At 72.1% G+C, this 25,040-nt stretch carries 21 protein-coding genes and 2 pseudogenes; 12 read left to right on the top strand and 11 right to left on the bottom strand.

Features of this window, described 5'->3' with window-relative positions; genetic code table 11:
* Positions 1-64 precede the first annotated feature (64 nt).
* Positions 65-2,148, top strand: a pseudogene (locus tag R4Z63_RS20770) (thioredoxin domain-containing protein).
* A gap of 147 nt (positions 2,149-2,295) precedes the next feature.
* On the opposite strand, the gene trhA reads toward R4Z63_RS20770, so the two are convergent.
* Entirely contained in the window at positions 2,296-3,027 is a 732-nt protein-coding gene (trhA, locus tag R4Z63_RS20775; RefSeq protein ID WP_384456621.1) for a PAQR family membrane homeostasis protein TrhA, read from the bottom strand.
* A 211-nt stretch (positions 3,028-3,238) separates the two neighbouring features.
* On the opposite strand from trhA, the gene R4Z63_RS20780 reads away from it, so the two are divergent.
* Both R4Z63_RS20780 and R4Z63_RS20785 read left to right on the top strand, forming a co-directional pair.
* Entirely contained in the window at positions 3,239-5,074 is a 1,836-nt protein-coding gene (locus R4Z63_RS20780; protein WP_384456625.1) for a phosphoenolpyruvate carboxykinase (GTP), read from the top strand.
* 330 nt (positions 5,075-5,404) lie between these two features.
* On the top strand, positions 5,405-5,845 hold the full coding sequence (locus R4Z63_RS20785; RefSeq protein ID WP_384450847.1) for a hypothetical protein: 441 nt from the start codon (positions 5,405-5,407) through the stop codon (positions 5,843-5,845).
* Between the two features lie 21 nt (positions 5,846-5,866).
* Here the strand turns inward: R4Z63_RS20785 and R4Z63_RS20790 are convergent, their stop codons facing one another.
* The 3 genes and pseudogenes from R4Z63_RS20790 to R4Z63_RS20800 all read right to left on the bottom strand — a co-directional run bounded on the left by R4Z63_RS20790 (position 5,867) and on the right by R4Z63_RS20800 (position 8,504).
* Positions 5,867-6,511 (bottom strand): RDD family protein, encoded by a 645-nt coding sequence (locus R4Z63_RS20790; protein WP_384450849.1) that lies wholly within the window; start codon positions 6,509-6,511, stop codon positions 5,867-5,869.
* A gap of 230 nt (positions 6,512-6,741) precedes the next feature.
* Positions 6,742-7,134 (bottom strand): SCO4983 family protein, encoded by a 393-nt coding sequence (locus R4Z63_RS20795; protein ID WP_384450852.1) that lies wholly within the window; start codon positions 7,132-7,134, stop codon positions 6,742-6,744.
* Positions 7,135-7,291: 157 nt separating this feature from the next.
* Positions 7,292-8,504, bottom strand: a pseudogene (locus R4Z63_RS20800) (pyridoxal phosphate-dependent aminotransferase).
* Positions 8,505-8,863: 359 nt separating this feature from the next.
* Here R4Z63_RS20800 and R4Z63_RS20805 point away from each other — a divergent pair.
* On the top strand, positions 8,864-9,076 hold the full coding sequence (locus tag R4Z63_RS20805; protein ID WP_384450858.1) for a hypothetical protein: 213 nt from the start codon (positions 8,864-8,866) through the stop codon (positions 9,074-9,076).
* A 237-nt stretch (positions 9,077-9,313) separates the two neighbouring features.
* Here R4Z63_RS20805 and R4Z63_RS20810 read toward each other — a convergent pair whose 3' ends face one another.
* Entirely contained in the window at positions 9,314-9,772 is a 459-nt protein-coding gene (locus tag R4Z63_RS20810) for a nitroreductase/quinone reductase family protein (RefSeq protein WP_037919295.1), read from the bottom strand.
* 106 nt (positions 9,773-9,878) lie between these two features.
* Here R4Z63_RS20810 and R4Z63_RS20815 point away from each other — a divergent pair, with 106 nt between their 5' ends.
* Positions 9,879-10,838 carry a LysR family transcriptional regulator gene (locus tag R4Z63_RS20815; RefSeq protein WP_384450863.1) on the top strand — a complete coding sequence of 320 codons (960 nt, stop codon included), beginning with the start codon at positions 9,879-9,881 and terminating at the stop codon, positions 10,836-10,838.
* Positions 10,839-10,979: 141 nt separating this feature from the next.
* Here the strand turns inward: R4Z63_RS20815 and R4Z63_RS20820 are convergent, their stop codons facing one another.
* Complete coding sequence (locus R4Z63_RS20820; RefSeq protein ID WP_030034983.1) at positions 10,980-11,165, bottom strand: hypothetical protein; 186 nt, start codon at positions 11,163-11,165, stop codon at positions 10,980-10,982.
* A 179-nt stretch (positions 11,166-11,344) separates the two neighbouring features.
* Between R4Z63_RS20820 and R4Z63_RS20825 the strand changes: the two genes are divergently transcribed.
* Positions 11,345-12,691 carry a carbohydrate-binding protein gene (locus tag R4Z63_RS20825; protein ID WP_384450867.1) on the top strand — a complete coding sequence of 449 codons (1,347 nt, stop codon included), beginning with the start codon at positions 11,345-11,347 and terminating at the stop codon, positions 12,689-12,691.
* 86 nt (positions 12,692-12,777) lie between these two features.
* Here R4Z63_RS20825 and R4Z63_RS20830 read toward each other — a convergent pair whose 3' ends face one another.
* Genes R4Z63_RS20830 through R4Z63_RS20840 form a run of 3 tightly spaced genes read right to left on the bottom strand, consistent with a single transcriptional unit; the run spans position 12,778 to position 16,700 of the window.
* Positions 12,778-13,794 (bottom strand): YdcF family protein, encoded by a 1,017-nt coding sequence (locus R4Z63_RS20830; RefSeq protein WP_384450870.1) that lies wholly within the window; start codon positions 13,792-13,794, stop codon positions 12,778-12,780.
* 22 nt (positions 13,795-13,816) lie between these two features.
* Positions 13,817-15,397: an N-acyl-D-amino-acid deacylase family protein gene (locus tag R4Z63_RS20835; RefSeq protein WP_384450874.1), complete on the bottom strand. Its 1,581-nt coding sequence runs from the start codon at positions 15,395-15,397 to the stop codon at positions 13,817-13,819.
* Between the two features lie 10 nt (positions 15,398-15,407).
* On the bottom strand, positions 15,408-16,700 hold the full coding sequence (locus tag R4Z63_RS20840; RefSeq protein WP_384450877.1) for an amino acid deaminase: 1,293 nt from the start codon (positions 16,698-16,700) through the stop codon (positions 15,408-15,410).
* A gap of 150 nt (positions 16,701-16,850) precedes the next feature.
* On the opposite strand from R4Z63_RS20840, the gene R4Z63_RS20845 reads away from it, so the two are divergent.
* Together R4Z63_RS20845 and R4Z63_RS20850 are read left to right on the top strand one after the other, a co-directional pair.
* Entirely contained in the window at positions 16,851-17,603 is a 753-nt protein-coding gene (locus R4Z63_RS20845; protein WP_384450880.1) for an IclR family transcriptional regulator, read from the top strand.
* On the top strand, positions 17,600-18,010 hold the full coding sequence (locus R4Z63_RS20850) for a RidA family protein (protein WP_037919310.1): 411 nt from the start codon (positions 17,600-17,602) through the stop codon (positions 18,008-18,010). Before R4Z63_RS20845 ends, R4Z63_RS20850 begins: the two co-directional genes overlap by 4 nt.
* A gap of 123 nt (positions 18,011-18,133) precedes the next feature.
* On the opposite strand, the gene R4Z63_RS20855 is transcribed toward R4Z63_RS20850, so the two are convergent.
* On the bottom strand, positions 18,134-19,465 hold the full coding sequence (locus R4Z63_RS20855) for a M14 family metallopeptidase (RefSeq protein ID WP_384450883.1): 1,332 nt from the start codon (positions 19,463-19,465) through the stop codon (positions 18,134-18,136).
* A gap of 124 nt (positions 19,466-19,589) precedes the next feature.
* Positions 19,590-21,281, bottom strand: coding sequence for a chitinase (locus R4Z63_RS20860; RefSeq protein ID WP_384450886.1), 1,692 nt, complete (start codon positions 21,279-21,281; stop codon positions 19,590-19,592).
* A gap of 383 nt (positions 21,282-21,664) precedes the next feature.
* On the opposite strand from R4Z63_RS20860, the gene R4Z63_RS20865 reads away from it, so the two are divergent.
* Genes R4Z63_RS20865 through R4Z63_RS20880 form a run of 4 tightly spaced genes read left to right on the top strand, consistent with a single transcriptional unit; the run spans position 21,665 to position 25,039 of the window.
* On the top strand, positions 21,665-22,618 hold the full coding sequence (locus R4Z63_RS20865) for a hypothetical protein (RefSeq protein WP_384450889.1): 954 nt from the start codon (positions 21,665-21,667) through the stop codon (positions 22,616-22,618).
* Positions 22,619-22,668: 50 nt separating this feature from the next.
* Positions 22,669-23,370, top strand: a complete 702-nt coding sequence (gene cpaB, locus R4Z63_RS20870) for a Flp pilus assembly protein CpaB (RefSeq protein WP_037919316.1) — start codon at positions 22,669-22,671, stop codon at positions 23,368-23,370.
* A 7-nt stretch (positions 23,371-23,377) separates the two neighbouring features.
* The gene (locus R4Z63_RS20875; RefSeq protein ID WP_384450892.1) at positions 23,378-24,652 is read left to right on the top strand and encodes a CpaE/TadZ family protein; all 1,275 of its coding nucleotides are present in this window, start codon (positions 23,378-23,380) and stop codon (positions 24,650-24,652) included.
* A gap of 3 nt (positions 24,653-24,655) precedes the next feature.
* Positions 24,656-25,039 (top strand): TadE/TadG family type IV pilus assembly protein, encoded by a 384-nt coding sequence (locus R4Z63_RS20880; RefSeq protein ID WP_037919321.1) that lies wholly within the window; start codon positions 24,656-24,658, stop codon positions 25,037-25,039.
* The last annotated feature ends 1 nt before the right edge of the window (position 25,040 follow it).

Genomic DNA, 25,040 nt, shown 5'->3' on the forward strand with positions numbered 1-25,040 from the left:
CTTACTCCTGACCCGGCCGCGCGAAAGCTACGCGGGGCGGTTCGGATCATGGGACGATGCCGGTATGAACCGACTGGCTAACGAGCAGTCGCCCTACCTACTCCAGCACGCTTCCAATCCGGTGGATTGGTGGCCATGGGGAGAGGAGGCGATGAATGAAGCTAAGCGGCGGGACGTACCCATCCTTCTTTCGGTGGGCTATGCGTCCTGCCACTTATGCTTCTGTAAGTTTACTGGTGTCACGTCATGGCGCACGAGTCCTTCGAGGACGACGACACCGCCGCGTACATGAACGAGCACTTCGTGAACGTCAAGGTGGACCGCGAGGAGCGGCCGGACGTGGACGCGGTGTACATGGAGGCCGTGCAAGCCGCCACCGGGCAGGGCGGCTGGCCGATGTCCGTGTTCATGAACCCCGACGGGGAGCCGTTCTACTTCGGGACCTACCTCCCGCCCGAGCCGCGGCACGGGATGCCCTCCTTCCGGCAGGTGCTCGAAGGCGTGCGGGCGGCCTGGGTGGGGCGCCCCGAGGAGGTCGCCGAGGTCGCGCAGAAGATCGTGCGGGATCTGGCCGGGCGGCAGCTGGACTACGGGAAGGCCGGGACCCCGGGGCCCGAGGAGCTGGCGCAGGCGCTGCTCGGGCTGACGCGCGAGTACGACGCCGCGCGCGGCGGGTTCGGCGGGGCGCCGAAGTTCCCGCCGTCCATGGTGCTGGAGTTCCTGCTGCGCCACCATGCGCGCACCGGGTCCGAGGGCGCCCTGCAGATGGCCGCCGACACCTGTGAGGCGATGGCCCGCGGCGGGATCTACGACCAGCTCGGCGGCGGGTTCGCGCGCTACTCGGTGGACCGGGACTGGGTGGTCCCGCACTTCGAGAAGATGCTCTACGACAACGCCCTGCTCTGTCGGGTCTACGCCCACCTGTGGCGGGCCACCGGTTCGGAGCTCGCGCGGCGGATCGCCCTGGAGACCGCCGACTTCATGGTCCGGGAGCTGCGCACCGCCCAGGGTGGTTTCGCCTCCGCCCTCGACGCCGACAGTGAGGACCCGCTGACCGGCGCGCACGGGGAGGGGGCCTACTACGCGTGGACGCCGGCCCAGTTGCGGGAGGTGCTCGGGGAGGACGACGGGGCGCTCGCCGCCGGGTACTTCGGGGTGACCGAGGAGGGGACGTTCGAGCACGGCACGTCCGTGCTCCGGCTGCCGCAGGACGGCCCTGCGGTGGACGCGGAGCGGATCGACGGGATCCGGGCGCGGCTGCTGGCCGCGCGGGCCGAGCGGCCCGCGCCCGGGCGGGACGACAAGGTCGTGGCCGCGTGGAACGGCCTGGCCATTGCGGCGCTGGCGGAGTGCGGGGCGTACTTCGAGCGGCCCGACCTGGTGGAGCGGGCGACCGAGGCGGCCGATCTGCTGGTGCGCGTCCACTTCGACGCGGCCGTCGGCCGGGCCCCTCGGCTCGCGCGGACCAGCAAGGACGGGCGCGTGGGCGCCAACGCGGGAGTCCTGGAGGACTACGGCGACGTCGCCGAGGGCTTCCTCGCCCTGGCGGCGGTGACCGGCGAAGGGGTCTGGCTGGAGTTCGCCGGGTTCCTGCTGGACCTGGTCCTGGACCGGTTCACCGCCGAGGACGGGTCGCTGTACGACACGGCGCACGACGCGGAGAAGCTGATTCGCCGGCCGCAGGATCCGACGGACACGGCCGCGCCGTCCGGCTGGACGGCCGCCGCGGGCGCGTTGCTCTCGTACGCGGCGCACACCGGTTCGGAGGCGCACCGCACGGCGGCGGAGCGGGCACTCGGTGTGGTGCAGGCCCTGGGCCCGCGCGTGCCGCGTTTCATCGGGCACGGGCTCTCGGTGGCGGAGGCCCTCCTGGACGGGCCGCGCGAGGTGGCCGTCGTCGGGCATCCGGAGGATCCGGCGCGGGCCGCCCTGCACCGGGCGGCGCTGCTGGGGACGGCTCCCGGTGCGGTGGTGGCGGTGGGTCTGCCGCAGTCCGCGGAGGGAGGAGAGGGGGAGTTCCCGCTCCTGGCCGGGCGCGGGCTCGTGGACGACCTTCCGACGGCGTACGTGTGCCGGCACTTCGTCTGTGCGCGGCCTGTGACGGACCCGGCCGAGCTCGCCGCGCAGATGGGCGCCGCCGGCGGCTGAAGTGCCCGGAGCGCCGTCGGATCCGCCGGCGGGTGGGCGGGCGGGCCGGTCGGACGGCGCCGCCGGGCGGTGTCCGGGAGGTGATGGGCGAGGGGCCCGGCCGCGCGTCGCGGCCGGGCCCCTCGTTCCGGGCCCCTCCCGGCGGGCTCAGTGCTGGTACGCGGCGAGCGAGATGCCGACGTAGTGGGCGACGAAGGCCGCGAGGGTCAGGGAGTGGAAGACCTCGTGGAAGCCGAAGAAGCGGGGCGAGGGGTTGGGCCGCTTCATTCCGTAGATGACCCCGCCGACGCTGTAGAGGAGGCCGCCGACGATCACCAGGACCAGGACGGCGATGCCCCCGGCACGCATGAAGTCGGGCAGGAAGAAGACGGCGGCCCAGCCCATGGCGATGTAGCAGGGGGTGTAGAGCCAGCGCGGCGCGCCGACCCAGAAGACGCGGAAGGCGATGCCCGCGGCGGCCGCGATCCACACCGCCCACAGCAGGGTCCGGCCGGTGGAGGGCGGGAGCAGCAGGACGGTCAGCGGGGTGTAGGTGCCCGCGATGATCAGGAAGATGTTGGCGTGGTCGAGCCGGCGCAGGATGGCCTCGCCGCGCGGACCCCACGTCCCGCGGTGGTAGACCGCGCTCACACCGAACAGCAGGCATGCGGTGAGGATGTAGACGCCGCAGGCGACGCGGGCGCGGGTCGAGTCGGTGAAGGCCATCAGCGCCAGGCCGGCAACGATCACGGCGGGGAACATCCCGAGATGGAGCCAGCCGCGCAGGAGCGGCTTGGCCTCGATGGCGGACTCCACGGCCTCGGTGACCGGGGAGGCCCCGGAGACCGCTGCGGCCTCGGCGGCGGGGACGGCGGCGGCGTCAGAAGTCATGCGCGCCATGCTATCTACGGGTCCGTAGGTAGCTGCTCATCCTCTTTACGGAAGATTGACGGACGTGGCAATGCTCACGTGAGAGGCCCTCTGGACATATGCGCACATCCACCGGATGATCAGATGAGTGCGGTCGACACCGGATGAGCGGAGCGCGAAGCGTCCGGGTCGCAGCCCCCACGGGGCCTACACCAAACAAACCCCTCAACAAGGAGCAATCGTGGCGCGCGACAACGCGGCTCCCACCAGTTCGACTCTTCCCACCAAGCACACAGAGCTGATCTCCTGGGTGGACGAGATCGCAGCCCTCACCGAGCCGGACCGCGTCGTCTGGTGCGACGGCTCCGAGGGCGAGTACGAGCGCCTGTGCGAGGAGCTCGTCGCCAAGGGAACGTTCAAGAAGCTCGACGAGACGAAGCGCCCGAACTCCTACTACGCCGCCTCCGACCCCTCCGACGTCGCGCGTGTCGAGGACCGGACCTACATCTGCTCCGAGAAGGAGGAGGACGCGGGCCCGACCAACCACTGGAAGGCCCCGGCGGAGATGAAGGAGATCTTCGCGGGAGACAAGGGCATCTTCCGCGGCTCCATGAAGGGTCGGACGATGTACGTCGTCCCCTTCTGCATGGGCCCCCTCGGCTCCGAGCTCTCCGCGATCGGCGTCGAGATCACCGACTCCGCCTACGTCGCGGTCGCCATGCGCACCATGACCCGCATGGGCAAGCCCGTCCTGGACGAGCTGGGCACCGACGGGTTCTTCGTCAAGGCCGTCCACACCCTCGGCGCTCCGCTCGCCGAAGGCGAGGCCGACGTGCCGTGGCCGTGCAACACCACCAAGTACATCTCGCACTTCCCCGAGACCCGCGAGATCTGGTCCTACGGATCCGGCTACGGCGGCAACGCCCTGCTCGGCAAGAAGTGCTACGCCCTGCGCATCGCGTCCGTCATGGCCCGCGACGAGGGCTGGCTCGCCGAGCACATGCTGATTCTCAAGCTCACCCCGCCGGCCGGCGAGGGTGAGACGAAGTACATCGCCGCCGCCTTCCCGTCCGCCTGCGGCAAGACGAACCTCGCCATGCTGGAGCCCACGATCCCCGGCTGGACCGTCGAGACCGTCGGTGACGACATCGCCTGGATGCGCTTCGGCGAGGACGGCCGCCTCTACGCGATCAACCCCGAGGCCGGCTTCTTCGGCGTGGCCCCCGGCACCGGTGAGCACACCAACGCCAACGCCATGAAGACCATGTACGCCAACACCGTCTTCACCAACGTCGCGCTCACCGACGACGGCGACGTCTGGTGGGAGGGCATGACCGAGAAGGCGCCCGCCCACCTGATCGACTGGAAGGGCAACGACTGGACCCCGGAGTCCGAGACCCCGGCCGCCCACCCCAACGCCCGCTTCGCCGTCCCGGCCTCCCAGTGCCCGACGATCGCTGCCGAATGGGAGGACCCCAAGGGCGTCCCGATCTCCGCGATCCTCTTCGGCGGACGCCGCGCGTCCGCCGTGCCGCTGGTCACCGAGTCCTTCGACTGGAACCACGGCGTCTTCATCGGCTCGAACATCGCCTCCGAGAAGACCGCCGCCGCCGAGGGCAAGGTCGGCGAGCTGCGCCGCGACCCCTTCGCCATGCTGCCGTTCTGCGGCTACAACATGGGCGACTACATGGCCCACTGGGTCAAGGTCGGTGCCTCCGCGGACGCTGCCAAGCTCCCGAAGATCTACTACGTGAACTGGTTCCGCAAGAACGACGCGGGCAAGTTCGTCTGGCCCGGATTCGGCGAGAACAGCCGCGTCCTGAAGTGGATCGTCGGCCGCCTCGACGGCACCGCCGAAGGCGTGGAGACCCCCATCGGCATCCTGCCGACCAAGGACTCCCTCGACCTCGACGGCCTGGACCTCCCGGCCGAGGACCTCGACTTCCTCCTCACCGTCGACAAGGAGGTCTGGCGCGAGGAGGCCGCCCTGGTTCCCGAGCACCTCAACACCTACGGCGACCACACTCCCAAGGAGCTGTGGGACCAGTACCACGCCCTCGTGGAGCGCCTGGGCTGAGCCGGGACACGCCCTGAGGAAGGGCACGCCCTAGAAGGGCCGATGAACGTGGGAGCCCCCGACCAAGCGGCGTCCCACCGCTGTGGGAGCCCCCGACCAAGCGGCGCCCACCGCAGCACCGCCCCGTCCGGTCAGGAGCGTCCGCGCTCCTGACCGGACGGGGCGTGTGCGTCTGCCGACGGCGGGCCTCCACCTCGTGGAGGCCCGCCGTCGTGCGTCGTGCCCTGTTGCGCGAGCATCAGGTGTGCTGGCAAGCCCGCTTCGAAATGCTGTGTGAGTTCGCGGGTGCTGGTGGCCGGGGCGGCCGCCCGGAAGGATCGGGGCATGGGCGTGAGCACGTTGAAGTGGCAGGGCTGGCTGGTCGGCCTGGTGACGATCGCCGGGCTGCTGGTGTTCGCCCCGCTGGGCCTGTACGTGTGGGCGAGCGGGGGTGAACCGCGGGAGGAGCCGCCGCGTGCGGCTGTCCGGGACGTACGGGTCACCGGTTGCAGCATCGATCCGACAAGCCGGCGGGTGACGGCCGCGGTGGAGGCGACGGGGCGGGCCGAGGGCGTCGGCGCGTACGTCGTGACGGTGGAGTTCCGCGACCGGGCCGAAGCGGATCCCGGACGGCGGGCCGCCCAGGCGTTGGTGAGGATCCCGGGCGTGGCTCCGGGCGCGACCGAGTACGGCGAGGCGGTCGGCCCGGTGTGGCCGGTGGCGACGGTGCCCTGGTGCGGGGTCGCCGGCGCGGAGTTCACGCCGGCGAGCCCGACACCGGGGCTTCCGTAGCCGGTGGGGCGGGCGCCCCGATCAGCCGTTCTTGTTCACCGTGACGACGACGGTGCTGCACACCTTGTCGGCGAAGGTCTGCTTCTTCTCGTCCCACAGCGGCCACAGCCAGCCGAGGTAGCAGGTGATGCTGTCCAGGAAGTGCGCCAGCTTGCGGACGAAGGCCATGCCGAAGCCGAGCGTGGCACCGTCGGCCTCGCGGTGCAGGCTGATGCCGACGATCTTCTTGCCGATGCTCTGGCCGGTGGTGCCTTCCTTGTAGAGCTGGAAGATGGCCATGCCGAGGGTGTACAGGAGGCCGAGGAGGCCCAGTATGCCGCCGACGGTGGCGCCCGTCTCGTCGCCGGACAGCGCCGTGCCGATGCCGGTGAGCAGGTACATCGGGCCCGCGATGATCAGGGCGTCGAGCAGGTACGCGCCGAAGCGCAGACCCCAGTGCGCCAGCGGCGGCATCCCACCGGGCATCCCCGGCGGCGGGTACGCGCCGTACTGCGCCGGCGGCGGGGTCTGCTGCGGGTAGCCGTACTGCGGGGCGGCGCCCGGGGCGGGCTGCTGCGGGTAGCCGTACTGCGGGGGGACGCCCTGGGGGGCCTGCTGGCCGAAGCCGGGCTGGCCGCCCTGCGGGGGCTGCTGACCGTAGGGGTTGTTCGGATCGCCGAAGCTCATGGGCGCATCTCTCCAAGGTGCTCGATCGGGGACGAAGCGGAGTGGAGGAGATGGTTCGTATGAGCGGCCTCCCCCCTGCTGCCGCGATGTTTCAGCCAACATCGTGTTCGGAGCGCGGGGATCTGTCCAATTCATTGGCCGCGCGAGGAGCCGCGGGCGGGCGTCGCAAGGGCCGTCCGCGGGCTCATGGCGCCCGGTCCGGAGCCTCCGCGGCCCCGGACCGGGGCCGTCTAGAGGGCGCCGGCCAGGTCCTTGGACTCCAGGGCGGCGGCGTGCGCGTCCATGCGTTCGGCGGCGAGGATCGCGACGGTGGTGTCGGCCCGGGACGCGGCGACGAGGAGCGCGCGGGCGGCGAGGTCGTGCGCGCGCCGGTGCAGTGCGGCGGCGTCCCCCGCGGGGCCCTGGGACGCCCGGGTGGGCTGGGCCCCGCGCAGCCGGGTCACCTGGGCGGCGATCTCGTCGGCGGCCTCGTCCAGCCCCAGCTCGTCGGTGACGGCGAGGAGGGCGGCGAGGTGACCGGCGAGCTGGATGTCCAGGGCTTCGCCGCGGCTGCTGTGGGGGTAGTCGACCGTGGTGCCGCCCATGCGCTGGACGACCGGCTTCGTGCGGATCGGCTCGTACATGAGGAGGCCTCCTGCGTGGTCAGGAGACCATCCTACATTGGATTGGTTCTAAAGTTGAGCTGGATCCTGTTGATGTTCGGCCGCACCCGGTCCGGTGCCCGCTCCGACGCCTGGTCCGGAGTCGGAGTCGGAGTCGGAGTCGGAGTCGGGCGGCCGTTCAGAGCTGACCGTAGCCGTCCAGGAAGTTCCCGATCCGGGTCACGGCGTCGGCCAGGTCCTTGGCGTTGGGCAGGGTCACGATGCGGAAGTGGTCGGGCTCGGGCCAGTTGAAGCCCGTCCCGTGCACGACCATGATCTTCTCGGCGCGCAGCAGGTCCAGGACCATCTGCCGGTCGTCCTTGATCTTGTAGACGTTCGGGTCCAGCTTCGGGAAGGCGTACAGCGCGCCCTTCGGCTTCACGCAGGTGACGCCCGGGATCTGGGTGAGCAGGTCGTGGGCGACGTTGCGCTGTTCCAGGATCCGCCCGCCGGGCAGGACCAGGTCCTCGATGGACTGGCGCCCTCCGAGCGCGGTGGCCACCGCGTACTGCGAGGGCATGTTCGCGCACAGGCGCATGTTCGCGAGGATCGTGAGGCCCTCGATGTAGCAGGTGGCGTGCTTCTTCGGGCCGCACACGGCCATCCAGCCGGCCCGGTAGCCCGCGACCCGGTAGTTCTTGGACAGGCCGTTGAAGGTCAGCGTCAGGACGTCCGGGGCGATGGCGGCCGTGTTGAAGTGCTGGGCGCCGTCGTACAGGATCCGGTCGTAGATCTCGTCCGAGCAGACGACGAGGTTGTGGCGGCGCGCGATGTCCGTCAGCCCGCGCAGCATCTCCTCGTCGTAGACGGCGCCGGTCGGGTTGTTCGGGTTGATGATCACGATCGCCTTGGTGCGGTCGGTGACCTTGCGCTCGATGTCGGCGAGGTCCGGCATCCAGTCGGACTGCTCGTCGCAGCGGTAGTGCACGGCCGTGCCGCCGGCCAGGGAGACGGAAGCTGTCCACAGCGGGTAGTCCGGCGCCGGGACCAGTACCTCGTCGCCGTCGTCGAGCAGCGCCTGCATCGACATCGTGATCAGCTCGGAGACGCCGTTGCCGAGGTAGATGTCCTCGACGTCCAGGTCGATGCCCTTGGTCTGGTAGTGCTGCATGACCGCGCGGCGCGCGGACAGCAGGCCCTTCGCGTCACCGTAGCCGTGGGCGGAGCCCAGGTTGCGGAGCATGTCCTCAAGGATCTCCGGCGGGCACTCGAAGCCGAAGGCCGCGGGGTTGCCGGTGTTGAGCTTGAGGATGCGATGACCCTGCTGCTTCGAGCCGCATGGCCTCTTCGAGCACGGGGCCGCGGATCTCGTAGCAGACATTGGCGAGTTTGGTTGACTGGATCACCTGCATGACGGGAGCTTACGGGCCGGGGTGCGGGCTCGACCTGCCTTTTCGCTCTGAAGTTGAAGGTCGTTTTGTCATGATTCGTGGGATGGGTGGGTGGGGGTGCGCTCTTCCCTTGGAATCGGGGGCCACGGCCGTGCTCCGACCTGCGGAATGGGGTGAAACGGTCTCCGGGGGAGGGGGACGTGTTGCCCTCGTCACCTTGCGGGGGTCGGGGGAGTGGCGGGACTGAGTACCCGGGCTGAGTACGCGCGCTCATGCGGCCGTCGGACCCGCGGGGGAGGCTGGACGCGCGCAGTGCGGCGAGTGGCGCCTGGACGGCGGCGATCGGGGAGTACGGGGCAGTGGAGTTCGTAGTGGGTGACATGGCGATTACCGCGATCGGTAGGGACGGCGACGACCGGGCCATCGAGTTCCTGATCAGGTCCGAGGGGGCTCTGGAGGAAGGGCGCTTCGCGATCTTCCGTGAGCACGGCCGGGGCTGGGAGGGCGCCCGCCTGGCCATCGATCCCGGAGCGGGCAGCGTCCCGGTGGCCGCGGTGGAGTGGGCGGTGGAGTTCGCGCGGGAGTACCTCTGACGGGTACGGGCCGGCGGCTGCCCACACGCCTCGGGGCGGGGCCGGAGCGCGGCGGGTACGGGTGGGCGCGCGTCAAGCCGCTGGTCATCGGGGGCGCTGTGTGCGCGCCGTGGCGGTGACCGCCTGCACCCACCGCGAGGGCTCCCGCGGCGGCCCCCGGGGAGGCGCCCCACGCCGACCGCCCCGGGGCGGTCGGCGTGGGACGAGGTGCGGGGCGAAGGCCCGCCGGGGCGTCCGTCAATGGCCGGGGAGGCGTTCCAGGATCACCAGGGGGATCTCGCGGGGGCGGGCTGCCGCCTGTTCGTCCTCGAAGGGGGGCCAGAGGGCGGTCATCATCTCCCAGTAGACCTCCCGTTCCGTCGCGGTGGCCGTGTGCGCCGTCGCCTCGAAGGAGGCGGCGCCGACCTGGAGGCGGGCCTCCGGGTGGGTAGTGAGGTCGTGGTACCAGCGGGGGTGGTACGGCGCGCCGTCGGCGGAGGCCACGACGAGGAAGCGGCCCGCGTCCTCGCCATAGACCAACGGGGTGCGTGCCGTGGTGCCCGAGGTGCGGTCGAGCGTGGTGAGCAGCAGGGTGGGGACTCCGTGCCAGAGGTGCCCGTCGGCGCCCGCGGTACTGACGTAGGCCCGGACGTGGTCGAGCCGCGGGCCGGGTCGCGGGTCCGTGGGATGGTCCCAGTCGACTTCGAGTGTGTGCATGTGCCTGTCCTTAGGGTTGTGGCCCTCTGGCGGCTAACGAGCATGAACGATTCTGGATGCGTACGACCCATGGCGCACCCCCACAGGTCTGGACCAAGCTCTTCGTATGGATCTGGAGCTGAGGCATCTCAAGATCGTCAGGGCCGTCGCCGACGCCGGGAGCCTGACCCGGGCCGCCACCGCGCTCGGTCTGGCGCAGCCGGCGCTCAGCGCGCAGCTGAAGCGGGTCGAGCGGGCGCTGGGCGGCACGCTGTTCGTGCGCGGGCGGGAGGGCGTCCGGCCCACCGCGCTCGGGCAGCTGGTGCTGGAGCGGGCGCGGGTGCTGCTGCCCGCGGTGTGCGAACTCCAGGAGGAGGCGCAGCGGTTCGCCCGGCAGGGGGCGCAGGGCTACCGCCTGGGCGGGACCCACGGCCCACTGCTCGGCGGGCTCGTGGACCGGCTCGCGCACGAGGAGCCGGGTGTGCCGGTGACGACCTACACCTCCTGGTCGGAGAAGGAGGTCGCCGGGGGTGTCGCGGACGGGCGCCTGGACTTCGCGCTCGTCGGGGTCTGCGGGGAGAGCGCGCCGCCCGAGCCGGGCCGGCTCGCCTGGATGGAGGTGGCCCGGGACCCGGTGCACGTGATGCTGGCCGCGGACCACCCGCTGGCCCTGGCCCGGGCTCCGCGCGACGAGGTGGAGCTGGCCGAGCTGGCCCCCGAGGCATGGACAGACGTCCCCGGCGACGGGTGCTTCGGGGACTGCTTCGCGGCGGCCTGCGTACGGGCGGGATTCACACCCGCCTGTGTCTACGAGACCGACACCGCCTCCTGCGTGCACCTGGTGCAGGTGGGGCGGGCCGTCGGGCTGTGCCGGGCCACCTTCCCGGCCACCCCGGGGGTGGTCACGCGGCCGCTGGCCGGGATGCCGCTGGTGTGGCGGCACGTGCTGGGCTGGCATCCCGCCGCGCGGGCCGCCGCGCGGGCCGCCGGTGTGCTGGGCCATGCGCGGGCCGCCCATGCGGAGGCACTGGCGAGGGCGGCCGGGGGGTCGGACCTGCGGGCCGCCGCGCCGTCGCCCGCCGCGTAGCCGCGTAGCCGCTCGGCCGTCGGTGGTCGAGTGCGGCGCCGCCGTCCGGCCCGCGGGCAGTGCGTCCCGCGCTCCACCCTCCGACGGGGCCGAGAGCACCGCCCCCGGCCGGGCCGGGGGCGGCGGGGCAGCCCCGGTCGGCTACGGCAGGTAGCGCTCGATGACCTGCGGGCCCTCCTTCTCGATCAACTTGCGGGCCTTCTCGACCCGCTCCGGAGTCGGGTCGTGGCCGGTCGCCATCACGAGGTCCTCGGGGTCGTACGGTCGTTCCCCGCCCGTGAAGAGCCGGTCCGACCGCGTGGGCTGCTCGTCGGGTTCACTGACCATCGCGTACCTCCTACGTTTTCCCTTGGCCCCATGGTCCGGCCGCCGCCCCATGAACGCACGTCGGCCGCCACGGGGCCGCGGGCATAACGCCAGGGGAGGGGCCAACTGCCAGCTCCCGCAGACAGGTTCGGATTTCTACGGTTTCCGCAGACCCCCACCGGAAACCGAGGAGATCCCCCATGCTCAAGCGACACGCCCGCGCGGCGTGTACCGCCCTGGCCGCCGCCGGGCTGCTGCTGGCCGGGACGGGCGGCGCCACCGCCGACCCCGCCCCCGCCGTGCCCTCCGCCGCCGCCACCCTGCGCACCGCCGACGCGTCCCCCGAGCTGCTGTCCGCCATGCAGCGCGACCTCGGCCTGACCCCCACGCAGGCCAAGGCCCGCCTCGCGCACGAAGCCGAGGCCGGGGCCACCGCCGCCCGCCTCCGGGACCGGCTCGGCGCCGCCTTCGCCGGGGCCTGGGTGGACGGCGCCGACTCCGCCGTGCTCACCGTGGCGACCACGCGGGCCGCTGACACCACCGCGATACGGGCCACCGGAGCCCGGGCGAAGCTCGTCCCCCGGGCCCTGGCCGACCTGGACGGCGCCAAGGCCGCCCTGGACCGGGCCGCGGGCCCCGCCACCCCCGTCCGCTATGTCGACCCGCGTTCCAACACGCTCGTCGTCGAGGAGACCGAGGCGGGGGCCGCCGCCCGGCTGCTCGCCGCCACCGGTACCGACGCGGACCTGGTCACGGTGGTCCGTACGGCCGAGGCCCCGCGTCCGCTCTACGACCTGCGCGGCGGCGACGCCTATTACATGAACGGCAGCGGCCGCTGCTCGGTCGGCTTCCCCGTGACCAAGGGGACCGTGAACGGCTTCGCCACCGCCGGGCACTGCGGGCGCGCCGGGACCACCACCAGCGGGTTCAACCAGGTCGCCCAGGGCTCCTTCCAGGCCTCGGTCTTCCCCGGGAACGACATGGCCTGGGTCGCCGCGAACGCCAACTGGACCTCGACCCCGTACGTGAAGGGCAGCGGCGGCGCGAACGTGCAGGTCGCCGGTTCGGTGCTGCAGCCGGTCGGGGCCTCGGTGTGCCGGTCCGGCTCGACCACCGGCTGGCACTGCGGCACGATCCAGCAGCACAACACCAGCGTCACCTACCCCGAGGGCACCATCTCCGGCGTGACCCGTACGACGGTCTGCGCCGAGCCGGGCGACTCCGGCGGCTCCTACATCTCCGGGAGCCAGGCCCAGGGCGTCACCTCGGGCGGCTCCGGCAACTGCTCCAGCGGCGGGACCACCTTCTTCCAGCCGCTGAACCCGATCCTGTCGGCGTACGGGCTGACCCTCAAGGTCAGCGGGAGCGACCCGGGCCCGGGCCCCGGCCCCGAGCCGGAGCCGGGCGGCACCTGGAAGGCCGGCACGGTCTACGCGACCGGTGCCGCCGTCACCTACGGAGGCTCCACCTACCGCTGCATCCAGGGGCACCAGGCCCAGACCGGATGGGAGCCGCCGAACGTCCCGGCGCTCTGGCAGCGCGTCTGACGGATCCGCGCGAAGCCGGGAACAGGTGCCGTGACTGCCAAAGGGGGAGTCACGGCACCTCGCCCGTCCGCGTCCGCGTCCGCGTCTCAGACGAGGACCGCGGCCAGCGTGCCCAGCGCACCGAAGACGGCCAGCAGGCCGCAGATCGACAGATTGACCGCCCGGTGCTCCCAGAAGACGGCGACGAACTCGCGGATCGTGGCGCTGGGCCAGTAGTACTTCGCGGTGGGGGAGCCGAGGACCTGTCCGTTCACGCCGGTCTTGCGCGCCATCATCGCCGCCCGGAAGGCGTGGAAGTTGTTGGTGACCACCACGCACCGGTAGGCCGGATCGTGCGCCTCCATGATCTGCCGGCTGAAGAGCATGTTCTCCTCGGTCGTGGTGGACCGGTCCTCCAGCACGATGTGCTCCGCCGGCACGCCCTCGGCGATCAGCCAGTCCGCCATCGCCCGGGCCTCCGCGACCTTCTCGTCGGAGCCCTTGCCGCCCGAGACGAGCAGCACCGGCGGCCGGCCGCTCCGGGCCAGCTGGACCTCGTAGATCTGCCGGCCCTTGCGCAGGCGCGAGGCCAGCAGTGGTGGGACGCGGTCCCCGCCGACGAGGCCCGAACCCAGCATGACCACGTGGTCCACGTCGCCGCGCACCTTGATCCGGCCGTAGAGGAAGGCGTAGCCGAGGAAGCAGAAGAAGACGAAGGAGACGTAGCCGGCGACGACGGTGAGGGTTCCGGCGATGCCGCCCAGGACGGGAGAGCCGACCACGACGACGAGGACCAGCAGCGCGATCAGCGCGAAGATCGCGAGACCGGCCAGCATGGACAGCAGGTTGGCCGGGCGGAAGCCCTCCTTGCGGACCATCGTCATGCCGTTGCGGACGAGGAGGACACCCAGGGCCAGGATGCCGAACGCCGGGGAGGCGAAGGTGACCACGGCGATCGTGACGGCCGCCCAGAAGGGAAGTTTGGCCACCTGGAGGAAGAGGGCCGAGCAGGCGGTCAGGAGGGTCAGCCCCAGGAGCACGGCGTTGCTGAAGCGGCGCCTGTCCTGCCTGACGCTTATACAGAACGCCAGGAACAGCAGGGCGGTGAGGGCGAAGGCGACCATGGCGACATCGTAGGGTGCGCCCCTACCGGGAGGCGCGGTCGGTGCGCCGCACCGACCGCCCGGCCAGCACCTGGGTCCGGTGCCCGTCGCGCATGACGAACCGTCCGCCGATCAGGACGTGCGGGATGCCCGTGGGCAGCGCACGGGGCCGCTCGTAGGTGGATCCGGCCGCGACCGTGTCCGGGTCGAAGAGGACGAGGTCGGCGCGGTGCCCCACCCGGACCAGGCCCCGGTCGGGCAGGCGCAGCCGGGCGGCCGGTCGGCCGGACAGGTGCGCCACGCACTCCTCCAGGGAGAGCAGGCCGAGCTCGCGGACGTAACGGCCGAGGTAGTGCGGGAAGGTGCCGTAGGCCCGGGGGTGGGGCTTCGCGCCCTGCAGGATGCCGTCGGAGCCGCCGGTGTGGGCGCGGTGGCGCATGATCGCCCGGACGTTCTCCTCGTGGCCCACGTGCTGGAGGACCGTGGGCGCGAGCCGGTCGCCGATCAGCAGCCGGCGGGCGGTGTCCCAGCCGTCCACGCGGGTGCCGACATGGGCGGCGTACGCGGGATCGGCGACGCCCGAGATCTCGACGGCCGACCAGTCGACGGGGACCCCGTGGCAGCCGTCGGAGCCCTCGTGCTCCAGGGCGTTGCGGATCCGCTCGGCCGTGCCGTCGTCGCGCAGCCGGGCGAGGACCGCCTCCGGGCCGCCCTCGTTGGCCCAACTGGGCAGCAGGGCGACGAGGGTGGTGCAGCCGGGGGTGTACGGGTAGCTGTCCAGGGTGATGTCGGCGCCCCCGTCCAGGGCCGCGTCGAGGAGGGCGAGCAGTGCGGGGGCGCGGCCCTCGTTCTCGTCGAAGTTCAGGGTGGCGTGTGCCAGGTGCAGGGCGCAGCCGGCCTCCCGGGCCAGGTCGACCATCTCGGCGTAGGCGGCGAGGGCGCGCCGGCCGTAACTGCGGTGGTGGGGGCAGTAGTAGCCGCCGTACCGGGCCACCACCGTGCACAGTGCGGTCAGTTCGGCGCCGGAGGCGTACATGCCGGGGGTGTAGGTGAGCCCGGAGGACATGCCCACCGCGCCCTGGGCGAGACCGTCGGCGACGAGGGCGCGCATCCGGTCGAGTTCGGCCGGGGTCGCCGGGCGGTCGTCCCAGCCGACGACCTGGGCGCGGACGGTGCCCTGGGGGACGAGGTAGGCGGCGTTCACGGCGATGCCCTCGCCGCCGAAGCCGCGGTCCAGCCGGTCGAGGTACTCGCCGACGGTGCGCCACGTGACGTCGATGTCGTCGCCGGGGCCGTTCCAGCCGGCGATCGCGGCCCGCACCCCGGCGAGGGTCCGGTCGTCGACGGGCGCGTACGACAGGCCGTCCTGGCCGAGGACTTCGAGGGTCACGCCCTGGGCGGCCTTCGCGCTGTGGTCCGGGTCGCGGAGCAGGGCGAGGTCGCTGTGGGCGTGCATGTCCACGAAGCCGGGGGCCAGGGCGAGACCGTGCCCGTCGACGGTCTCACGGCCCCCGGGGAGCCTGCCGACGGCGGCGATCCGCCCCTCGTGGATGCCGACGTCGGCGGTGTACGAGGGGCCGCCGGTGCCGTCGACGACGCGGGCGCCCCGGATGACCAGGTCCACCGGCTGCTGCCTAGAAGAAGGTGCGGACGAAGTCGGTGACGGTGCCGTCGGCCTCCACGACCGGGATCAGCGGCCACTTCTCGAAGATGGTGCAGGGGTGGGCCATGCCGAGGGAGATCCGGTCGCCGACCTCCAGCGGGGTGGCGTCGGCGTCCGTCTCGATCCAGGCGTGCTGGTCGGACAGCTTGGTCACCCGGATTCCGGTCGCGGCGCGCTCGACGCCGTCACGGGCGCTGCGCACGGCGAGCACTGCGGGCAGGCCGAGGTCGTAGGCGATGTCGCGTTTTCCGGCGTTGACGAAGGCCTGGCCGGGTGTGGGGCGGGAGACCACCTGGGTCCACAGCCGGAAGGCGGGGAGCAGGCCACCCTCCTCGGGCACGCGGTTGAAGGGGGTCAGGCCCGAGTACCAGCCGTGGTCGTGGGAGACGTACGCGCCGGAGCGCAGCAGCGGCAGGACGGGCAGCGACAGCTGCGGGATCTCGGTGAAGACCTCGGCGACGGCGTCGAACCATTCGCTGCCGCCGGCGCTGACGATGACCTCGTCCAGGCCGGTGCCGGTGAAGAGGCCCTGCTTGTCGAGATCGGCGGCGAGCGCGGTGAGCCGGCGCAGCCAGGCGCGGACGCTGTCGGCGTCGGCGCCGGGCATGGTGGCCTCGTAGCCGGCCACGCCCGCCAGGCGCAGGGCGGGCGACGCGGCGACGGCCTCGGCGACGGCCCGGCATTCGGCGTCGGTGCGGATCCCCGTGCGGCCCTCGGCGCCGGCGCCGAGTTCGAGGACGACGTCGAGGGTGGCGTCGTGGCCCTGCAGGGCGGCGTCCATCAGCTCGACCCCGCGGACGGAGTCGACGTAGCAGACGAACCGGAAGTCGGGGTCGGAGGCGAGCTCGTCGGCGACCCAGCGGAGGGCCGGAGCGTCGACCAGCTCATTGGCCAGGAAGATCGTCCGGATACCGAAGGCGCGGCAGACGCGGGCCTGGTGGGGCATGGCGACGGTGATGCCCCACGCGCCGTGGTCCAGCTGGCGCTGGAAGAGCTGCGGGGCCATGCAGGTCTTGCCGTGCGGCGCGAAGGCGAGGCCGTGGCGGGCGGCATAGGTGCCGAGAGCGGCGAGGTTGTGTTCCAGCGCGTCCGCGTCGAGGGTCAGGACGGGTGTGGTGAACCCGCCGGTGTGCAGGTCCCGGCGCTGGGCGGCGAGCTCCCCGACGGTCAGCCCGTCGGCCTGGGCGTCCGGGGGAAGTCCCTTGAACCGGTGGTCCGCCGGCTCGTCGGCGAGGGCCGTGACGGGGTCGCTGGCGCTGGCCATGCGGGTGCCTCCCGGGGGTGTGTTGCACAAGCTGCAACGATCATTGCGTGGACCGCTGCACGCTGTCTAACATCCCGGGTGACGGCGGGTCAACGCTGCCCGGTGCGCCGCCGCAGTCGGCGGCGCGGCGACCGCGGAAAGGGGCGAGCGATGAGCCAGTCGGTCGAGAGGGCGCTCAGCATCCTGCCGCTGCTCGCGCAGGGGCCCGCCGGACTCGGCGACGTGGCCGGCGAACTCGGCGTGCACAAGAGCACCGCGCTGCGCCTGCTGCGCACCCTGAACCAGCACGGGTTCGTCTCCCGCTGCCCCGACGGCCGCTACCGCCTCGGTGCGCGCCTCTTCGCGCTCGCCGCCGAGGCCATCGAGAACCTCGACGTCCGCGAGGTCGCCCGCCCCCACCTGGCCGAGTTGAACCGGGTCACCGGGCACACCGTCCACCTCGCCCTGTACCAGGACGACGAGGTCGTGTACGTCGACAAGGTCGACAGCCGCTACCCGGTGCGCATGTACTCCCGCATCGGCCGGCCCGTCCCCCTCACCGTCGCGGCCGTCGCCAAGCTGCTCCTGGCCGACCTCCCCGAGGCCGAACGCCGGGCCCTGGCCCACCGCATCGACTACCCCCGCTACACCGCCCGCTCCACCCCGGACGCCGAGGCGTTCCTGCGCGAGCTGGACCTCGTACGGGAACAGGGCTGGGCCACCGACCTCGGCGGCCACGAGGAGTCGATCAACTGCCTGGGCGCGCCGGTGCACGGTCCTGGCGGGCGCGTCCTCGCCGCGCTGTCCGTCTCCGCGCCCGCGGTGGTCCTCCCGGCGGAAGGGCTGCTCGAACTGCTGCCGCAGGTGCTGCGCACCGCCGGTGCCATCAGCAGGGACTGTTCAGGAGTACAGGAGACAGCGTGACCGAGAAGACCTCCATCACCCCCGCTACCCACACCGTGCCGCCCGCGAGGTTCTCGCACGGCGTGCGCAAGGGGAACATCCTTCAGGTGGCCGGGCAGGTCGGCTTCCTCCCGCACGTCGACGGCCGGCCGCCGACCCCCGCGGGGCCGACGCTGCGCGAGCAGACCCTCCAGACGCTGGAGAACGTCCGCTCCGTGCTGGAGGCCGGTGGAGCGGGCTGGGATGACGTGATGATGATCCGCGTCTACCTCACGGACACGGCGCACTTCGCGGAGATGAACGCCCTTTACGACGCCTACTTCGAGGAGCAGGGCCTGCGGGAGGCCCCGGCCGCGCGCACCACCGTGTACGTGGGCCTGCCGGACGGGCTGCTCGTCGAGGTCGACGCCCTCGCCGTCCTGGGCTGACGTCCGCCCGCGGACGGGCGGACGCCCGGCCGCTCAGGAGGGGGGACGCCCCCCTGGCGGCGGGGCGTCCCCCCGGTCCGGGTGACGTGCGGCACGGTCCCGGCGCGTGCCGCACGGGACGGGCTACGCGCAGTACTGGGCTTCCTTGCCGATCGATCGGTACATGCAGTCCGCGTTCTCCAGCAGCTGGAGCACCGCGTCCTTGTTGCGGGCCGTCTCGCGGTCGATCACCTCGTCCGGCGGGTAGAAACCGCCGCCGCCGTTGCGGGGGTACATCTCGAAGGTGTACGAGAAGATCTTCTGGTCGCCCCACAGCCAGTCGTCGATCGTGCCGTCCGTGATGTACAGGTCGCTCGACTGCTCCGGCGTGTAGCCGTTGCTGGCCGCCATGCTCGTGCCGATCTTCTTGTAGACGGCCAGGTCGTCGGCGGTCAGGCCCGGGGCGGTGTCGCTGTAGGTGTAGCCGAAGGGCCACAGCACGAGCTCGCTGTAGGTGTGGAAGTCGATCGCGGCCTTGATCTGCTGCTTGCCGCCGACCACCCGGCTGCGCACGAAGTCCGAGACGGCCTTCACCTCGGGCGCCGACTCGGCGGCCGCGCCCCGGTAGGTCTCGGAGCTCTTGCTGCCGCTGGATCCGCCGCAGCAGCCCCACTTGTAGTTCCAGTTGCGGTTCTCGTCGGTGCCGACGTAGGAGGAGCCGGAGTTGGGCTGCCGGTTCTTGCGCCAGGAGCGGTAGCGGCCGGTGGCGATGTCGTACTCGCCGCCGTCCGGGTTGAGGTCCGGGATGATCCAGATTTCGCGGCCGTTGACGGCATCGGTGACCCGGGAGTCGGTGCCGTACTTGGAGGTGAACTCCTTGAGCAGGTACAGCGCCATCTCGACGGTCAGGTGCTCGCGGGCGTGCTGGTGCGCGGTGAAGAGCACCTCGGGCTCGGACTCGTCGGTGGCGACGTTGTCGCTGATCTTGATCGCGAGGAGGTCGCGTCCCTGGTACGACTTTCCGATCACGCGCTTGGAGGCGATCGTCGGGTACTGGGCCACGAGCGTGTTGATCTCAGCCGTCGCCTCGGCGTAGTTGTGGTACTTGGAGTCCGCCGAGGGGAAGTCCATCGGGCTCGCCGCGATGCCGGGCAGCGAGCGGTCCGGGGGGCCGGGCAGGGGGGTCAGCCGGTAGCCGATCGCCTTCAGCTTCGCGGCCTGCATGGGGTCGGCGCTGACCACGACGGTGTGGTCGTCCACCTCGTCGATGGACACGCCCGTGCCGAGCAGCGCGGTGCGGTCGGCGACGGTGGAGGGGCCGTGGATCCGGTACTGCACGATGGCCTCGTCCTGGGTGGCGGTGGACGGGCTGGGCGGTGGAGCCGCCGTCGCACTCATGCCGTAGGCGGGTGCGCCGAGGGCGAGCGCCAGCAGGGCCGCCGTCAGGCCGGCCCTCCGGCGGGTGTGGAGCCGCATGCGTTCTCCTGGGTGGGGAGTGTGGGGGTAGCCGTGCGGACGCGCTCAGCGTCCTCTCGTGGCATGTACCGGTCAAGGACCTCAGGCGTCGGCCGAACCGATCCGGCCACCCCACACGTACCGCCTACGGGAGCCCGTGGACCTTGGGACCCACCGAGTTCGACCAGGCGCTACCCGCCTTGGCGTCCCAGTTGGTCGACCAGGTCATCGCGCCGCGCAGCCCCGGGTAGGTCTTCGACGGCTTGAAGGACCCGCAGTTCGTGCCCCGCGTCAGGCAGTCCAGGGCGTTGTTGACGACGGTCGGGGAGACGTAGCCGCTGCCCGCACCGCTGGGGGAGGCCGGGACGCCGATGCCCACCTGGGAGGGGTCGAGCCCGCCTTCCAGCTGGATGCAGGCCAGCGCGGTGAGGAAGTCCACCGAGCCCTGGGAGTAGACCTTGCCGTCGCAGCCGTTCATCGAGCCGCTGTTGTAGTACTGCATGTTGACGACGGTGAGGATGTCCTTGATGTTGAGCGCCGTCTTGAAGTAGCCGCCCTGCGTGGACTGCATGTCGATCGTCTGCGGGGCCATGGTGATGACGAGGGACGGGCCCGCCTTCGCGGACAGGCCGCGCAGCGCCTGCGTCATGTACGTGGGGTTGAGCCCGTTCTCCAGGTCGATGTCGATGCCGGTGAAGCCGTACTCCTGCATCAGGGCGTACGCCGAGTTCGCCAGGTTGGCGGCGGAGGCCGAGTCGTTGACCGTGATGGTCCCCTTCTCGCCGCCGATGGAGAGGATGACCGACTTCCCGGCCGCCTTCTTCGCGGCGATGTCCGCCTTGAACTGGGCCACGGTGTAGCCGCCGAGGCCGGCCGAGTCGAGGTTGAAGGCGATGGCGCCGGGCGTGGCGGTGGCATCGGCGAAGGAGACGGCGATGATGTCGTACTGCGCGGACACGTCCGAGATGTTCTGGACGGTCGCGCCGTTGTTGAAGTTCTGCCAGTAGCCGGTCAGTGCGTGCTTGGGTACGGCCGGGTTGCCCGGGTTGCCGCCGCCGGTGGTGGTCCCGGTGACGGGCGCGGACTTCGGGCCCTCGCCCGCGCTGTTGTACGCGCTCACCTGGAAGGAGTACGAGGTGGAGGGCGCGAGCCCGGTGATCGGGGTGGTGGTCCCGGTCACGGTACGGACGAGGACGCCGTCCTGGTGGACGTGGTAGCCGGCGGCCCCGCCGACCGCGTTCCACGCAAGGGTGAGTCCGTTCGCGCTCTGGCCCGAGACGGTGGCACCGGACGGTGCGCCCGGGATCTCCGGGCCGGGGTCGGTGCCCCCGCCGCCGTCCGGGCCGAAGACGCTGAACTCGTCCACGACGTAGGCCGGCTGGCCGTACCAGCCGTGGGTGTACACGGTGACCTGGGTGGTGGAGGGGCCGGTGGTGAAGGTGGTGGACAGCTTCTGCCAGCCGCCGCCCGAGCCGGGGGTCCAAGTCGAGACGTCCTGCGTGCCCGTCCCGGTCGCTCCGAGGTAGACGTAGCTGCCCTGCACCTGGGTGCTCAGCGTGTACGTCGAGTTCGGCTTGACCGTGACGGTCTGGCTGCAGCGGGCGTTGTCGGAACCGGCGGGGGTGGCCTTCAGGGCGCCGGCCCCGGCGTAGACGGGCGAGGAGACGGCGGTGCCGCTCCCGCCGGAGCAGGACCAGTGGGAGAGGCCCGACTCGAAGCCGCCGTTGCGGGCGACATTGACGTCCGCGGCCTGTGCGGTGCCGGCGGCAAGGGCCGTCAGCGCCCCGGCGGCGACGGTGACGGCGATCGGCAGGGCGAGGGAGCGTATGCGGTTCACGTGGGCTCCGTGGGGGGAGGTGTGGTGGTGAAGGAAGAGCCGGGCCGTGTGGGGTGGGGCCGACTCACGGCGTGCGCTGCCAAGTTGGTCCAGACCAATCTCCCTGTCAAGGGTCTTCGCAAAGTGGCTTGAAATGGTTCAATGCGCGATCCCTGTTGTCCGGGTTTTCCGTCACCTGTGACCGGTGCCTTACGCACGGGAATCACCAAGCCCCTGACCAGCGAGGGGTGACGCGGTTATGGTGCTGGGGCAACGGGGGGATGGGCGACGGCCGTCCGCGGTCGCGCACGTGGTGCGTGGCCGCGACGCGGCTGCGACGCGTCCCCGTCGAGCGCGCGAAAGTCCGGACGTACGGGAGAACGTGGGGGAACGGGGGAAATCGCGTGCCGACCGCCATCGCAGTCACCAGCGCCGATCTGGTGCTTCCGGCACCCGACCGGCACACACCCGGGGCCGCCCTGCTGCACCCGCCCGAACAGCACGACCTGGAGTCCGCGCTCGCCGGGACCGGCGCGCTGTTGGAACGGCACGGCCACCTCGTGGCCCTCGTACCGCCCTGGCTGCCGCGACCCACGGTCCAGCGACTGCACACCGTGCGGGCCATCCTGGAAACCGACCGGATCGCACTGCTCGACATCGATCTGCCGCCGCTGGGAACGGCCCTGCTGGCCCGTCAGCTGCGACAGCTCAGCGTCTGCGACTTCAGCCCCGGAGTCATCGCGTCCGCGGCCCGGCTGCTGTCCCACTACATCTACGCGGGCGCCCTGCTCGGCTCGGTCGCCAAACTCGACCGGGTCCGCGTGCCCGTCGGGCTCGGGGCGCACGCCCGGTCCTGGTCGCCGAGCGCGCAGTTCGCGGTACTCGCCCACCCGGCACCGCACCTGGCCAGGCTGGGCTCCGCGGGCGGCGGACGAGGCGGGTCCCGCAGCGGACGCGGCGGCTCGCACGGCGGAAACCGCGGCGGTTCCCACGGAACCGCCGCGGCCCTGCCCGCCGGCCCCGACTTCGCCACGCACCTCACCTTCGCGCGCGGCCAGCTCGCCTCCGACTGGGTCGCTGCGGAACTCGCCCCCGCCTGGCAGGTGCAGGGCGTCATGGAGAACCCGCTGCCGGCCGCCTCACCCGCCTGGTGGGGAACCCCCCGGCTCGTCGAGTTCGCCGCCGGCATCCCCGACCTGTCCGTGCTCTACCAACTGGTCGCCTCGGTCCGCCGCGAGCAGTGCCGCTGGTGCGGCCTGGAACTCATCGGCGATCGATGCGGCTTCTGTGCCGCACCGCTCACCGCCTCACCGCCGTCCGCGGCGGCGCCGGCGGGCACCGGCCGCTCCAGACGCTGACCGACGACCGAACGTACGAATGAAGAAAGAACGGCGAGGTAGTACGGCCTATGAACTCACGCCAGCGCCGCGGCGTCATTCTGCTGCTCCTGTCGGTCCTGTGCGCCCTGGGAGCCTTCGCCGGAGTCCTCGTGGTGATCGGCGACGTCAACTCCAAGGTCGGATCCGAGGTCGTCGCCTACCGCGCCAAGGCCGACATAGCACCGTACAGCCCGCTCGGGGCCGGACAGTTCGAGGAGATCAGGATCCCCGAGCGGTGGCTGTCCGCCACGGCCGTCACCGACCTCGGAGCGCTCAAGGACAAGATCGCGCTCACCACCCTGAAGAAGGGCTCGCTGCTGCAGGCGGACATGTTCGTCGACCGGCCCCAGCTCCAGCCCGGTGAGCAGGAGATCGCCATCATGATCGACGCGGCGACGGGGGTCGCCGGGAAGATCACCTCGGGCGCCAAGGTCAACATCATCGCCACCTTCAAAGGCGCCAAGGACACCGAGCCCTCCCGTTCGGTGATCATCGTCGCCAACGCCCGGGTCCTGAACGTCGGCAAACTCACCGCCCTGGAGAAGGACGGCGACCGCAGGGGCCCCGCCGAGGCCGTCCCGATCACCTTCGCCCTCAGCACCAAGGACACCCAGCGCGTCGCGTACGCCGAGTCCTTCGCGGAGCACGTGCGCCTGGCCCTGGTCGCCCCCGGCACCGACTCCGCGCCCGCCCCCGGCGACCGTACGTACACCCTCGACGGGGACAGGTGAGGCCCGGATGACCACACGCATCCTCCCCGCGGTCGGCGACCCGGACGCCGCGCGCATCTTCTCCACGCTGCTGAGCCAGCTCCCGACGGCGGAGCCCGCCGCCCCCGTCCCCGACTCGACCACACTGCTCGACACCCTCGCCCGGCTCGCCGTCGACTCCCTCGACGAGCTGCCCGAGGTGGTCCTCGTCCACGAGCGGATCGGCCCGGTGCCCGCACTGGAGCTCATCCGCGAAGTCGCCCTCCGGTTCCCTGCGGTGGGTGTCGTCCTGGTCTCCTCGGACGCCGGACCGGCGCTCTTCTCCGCCGCCATGGACTCCGGCGCCCGCGGCCTCGTCGGCCTGCCGTTGTCCTACGACGAGCTCGCCGCCCGCGTCCAGGCCGCCGCCCAGTGGTCCGTGGGCGTCCGCCGCCACCTGGGCCGGGGCGCCGCCGACGCCGACGCCCTCACCGGGCCGGGCGGCCGGGTCGTCACGGTCACCGGGGCCAAGGGCGGCGTGGGCACCACCTTCACCGCCGTGCAGTTCGCACTGGCCGCGGCCGCCTCCGGCCGGCGCACCGTGCTGGTCGACATGGACCTCCAGGCCGGCGACGTCGGCTCGTACCTCGACGTGCAGTTCCGGCGGTCCATCGCCGACCTCGCCGGCATCCGGGACATCTCATCGCGGGTGCTCCAGGACGCCGTCTACGAGGACCGCACCGGGCTCGCACTGCTGCTGGCCCCGGCCGACGGCGAACGCGGCGAGGAGGTCGACGACCGGGCCGCCCGGCACATCGTCGCAGCCCTGCGCAGCCGCTACGAACTCGTCGTCGTCGACTGCGGGACCCAGGCGACCGGAGCCAACGCCGCCGCGGTGGAGACGGCCGACGTCGCCGTCCTGGTCACCACGCCCGATGTGATCGCGGTGCGGGCCGCCAAACGCATGGTCCGGCTGTGGGAGCGGCTGCAGATCCGCAAGGCCGAGGACACCGCGGTGGTCGTCAACCGCTGGAGCAAGCACACCGAGATCCAACCCGCCCTGATCGAGAAGATCACCAAGACCCGGGCCACCCGCACCCCCGTCCCGGCCGCCTTCAAGGAGCTCCAGGCCGTGGTCGACGCGGGCCGCGTCCAGGACCTCGACAACCGCTCGACGGTCAAGCAGGCCCTGTGGACCCTGGCCGGCGAACTCGGCCTCCTGGCCGCCCCGGACACCCCGGCGGCCCCCGCCCCGCCGGGCGGCGCCCTGACCCTGCGCGCCGCGGGCACGGTCTCCCGGCTGCGCCGAGGCCGGGAGGGCTGACGGATGCCCAAGCCCGCCCGGAGAGGGGCCCGCGGGAACCGGGGCGACCGGGGCCAGGTGGCGATCGAGTTCGTCGGCACAGTACCGCTGATCCTGCTCCTGGTGGCGGCGGTGTGGGAGTGCGTACTGATCGGCTACGCCTTCTCCCTGGCGGGCAACGCGGCGGACGAGGCGGCCCGGGCGGGGGCGGTGCGCGGGGACGCCGCGTGCCGGGCGGCGGTGCACGAGCACATCGGGGACTCCTGGGGCCCCCGGGTGGAATGCACGGAGTCCGGGGACATCTACCGGGCGGAGGTCACCCTCGGCGTCCCGGTCTTCTTCCCGGGCCTCGACTTCGGCGAGATCCATGGCACCGGCGGCGCCGCACTGGAGAAGGAGTCCGAGTGAC

The organism is Streptomyces sp. PL-29, assembly GCF_058344425.1.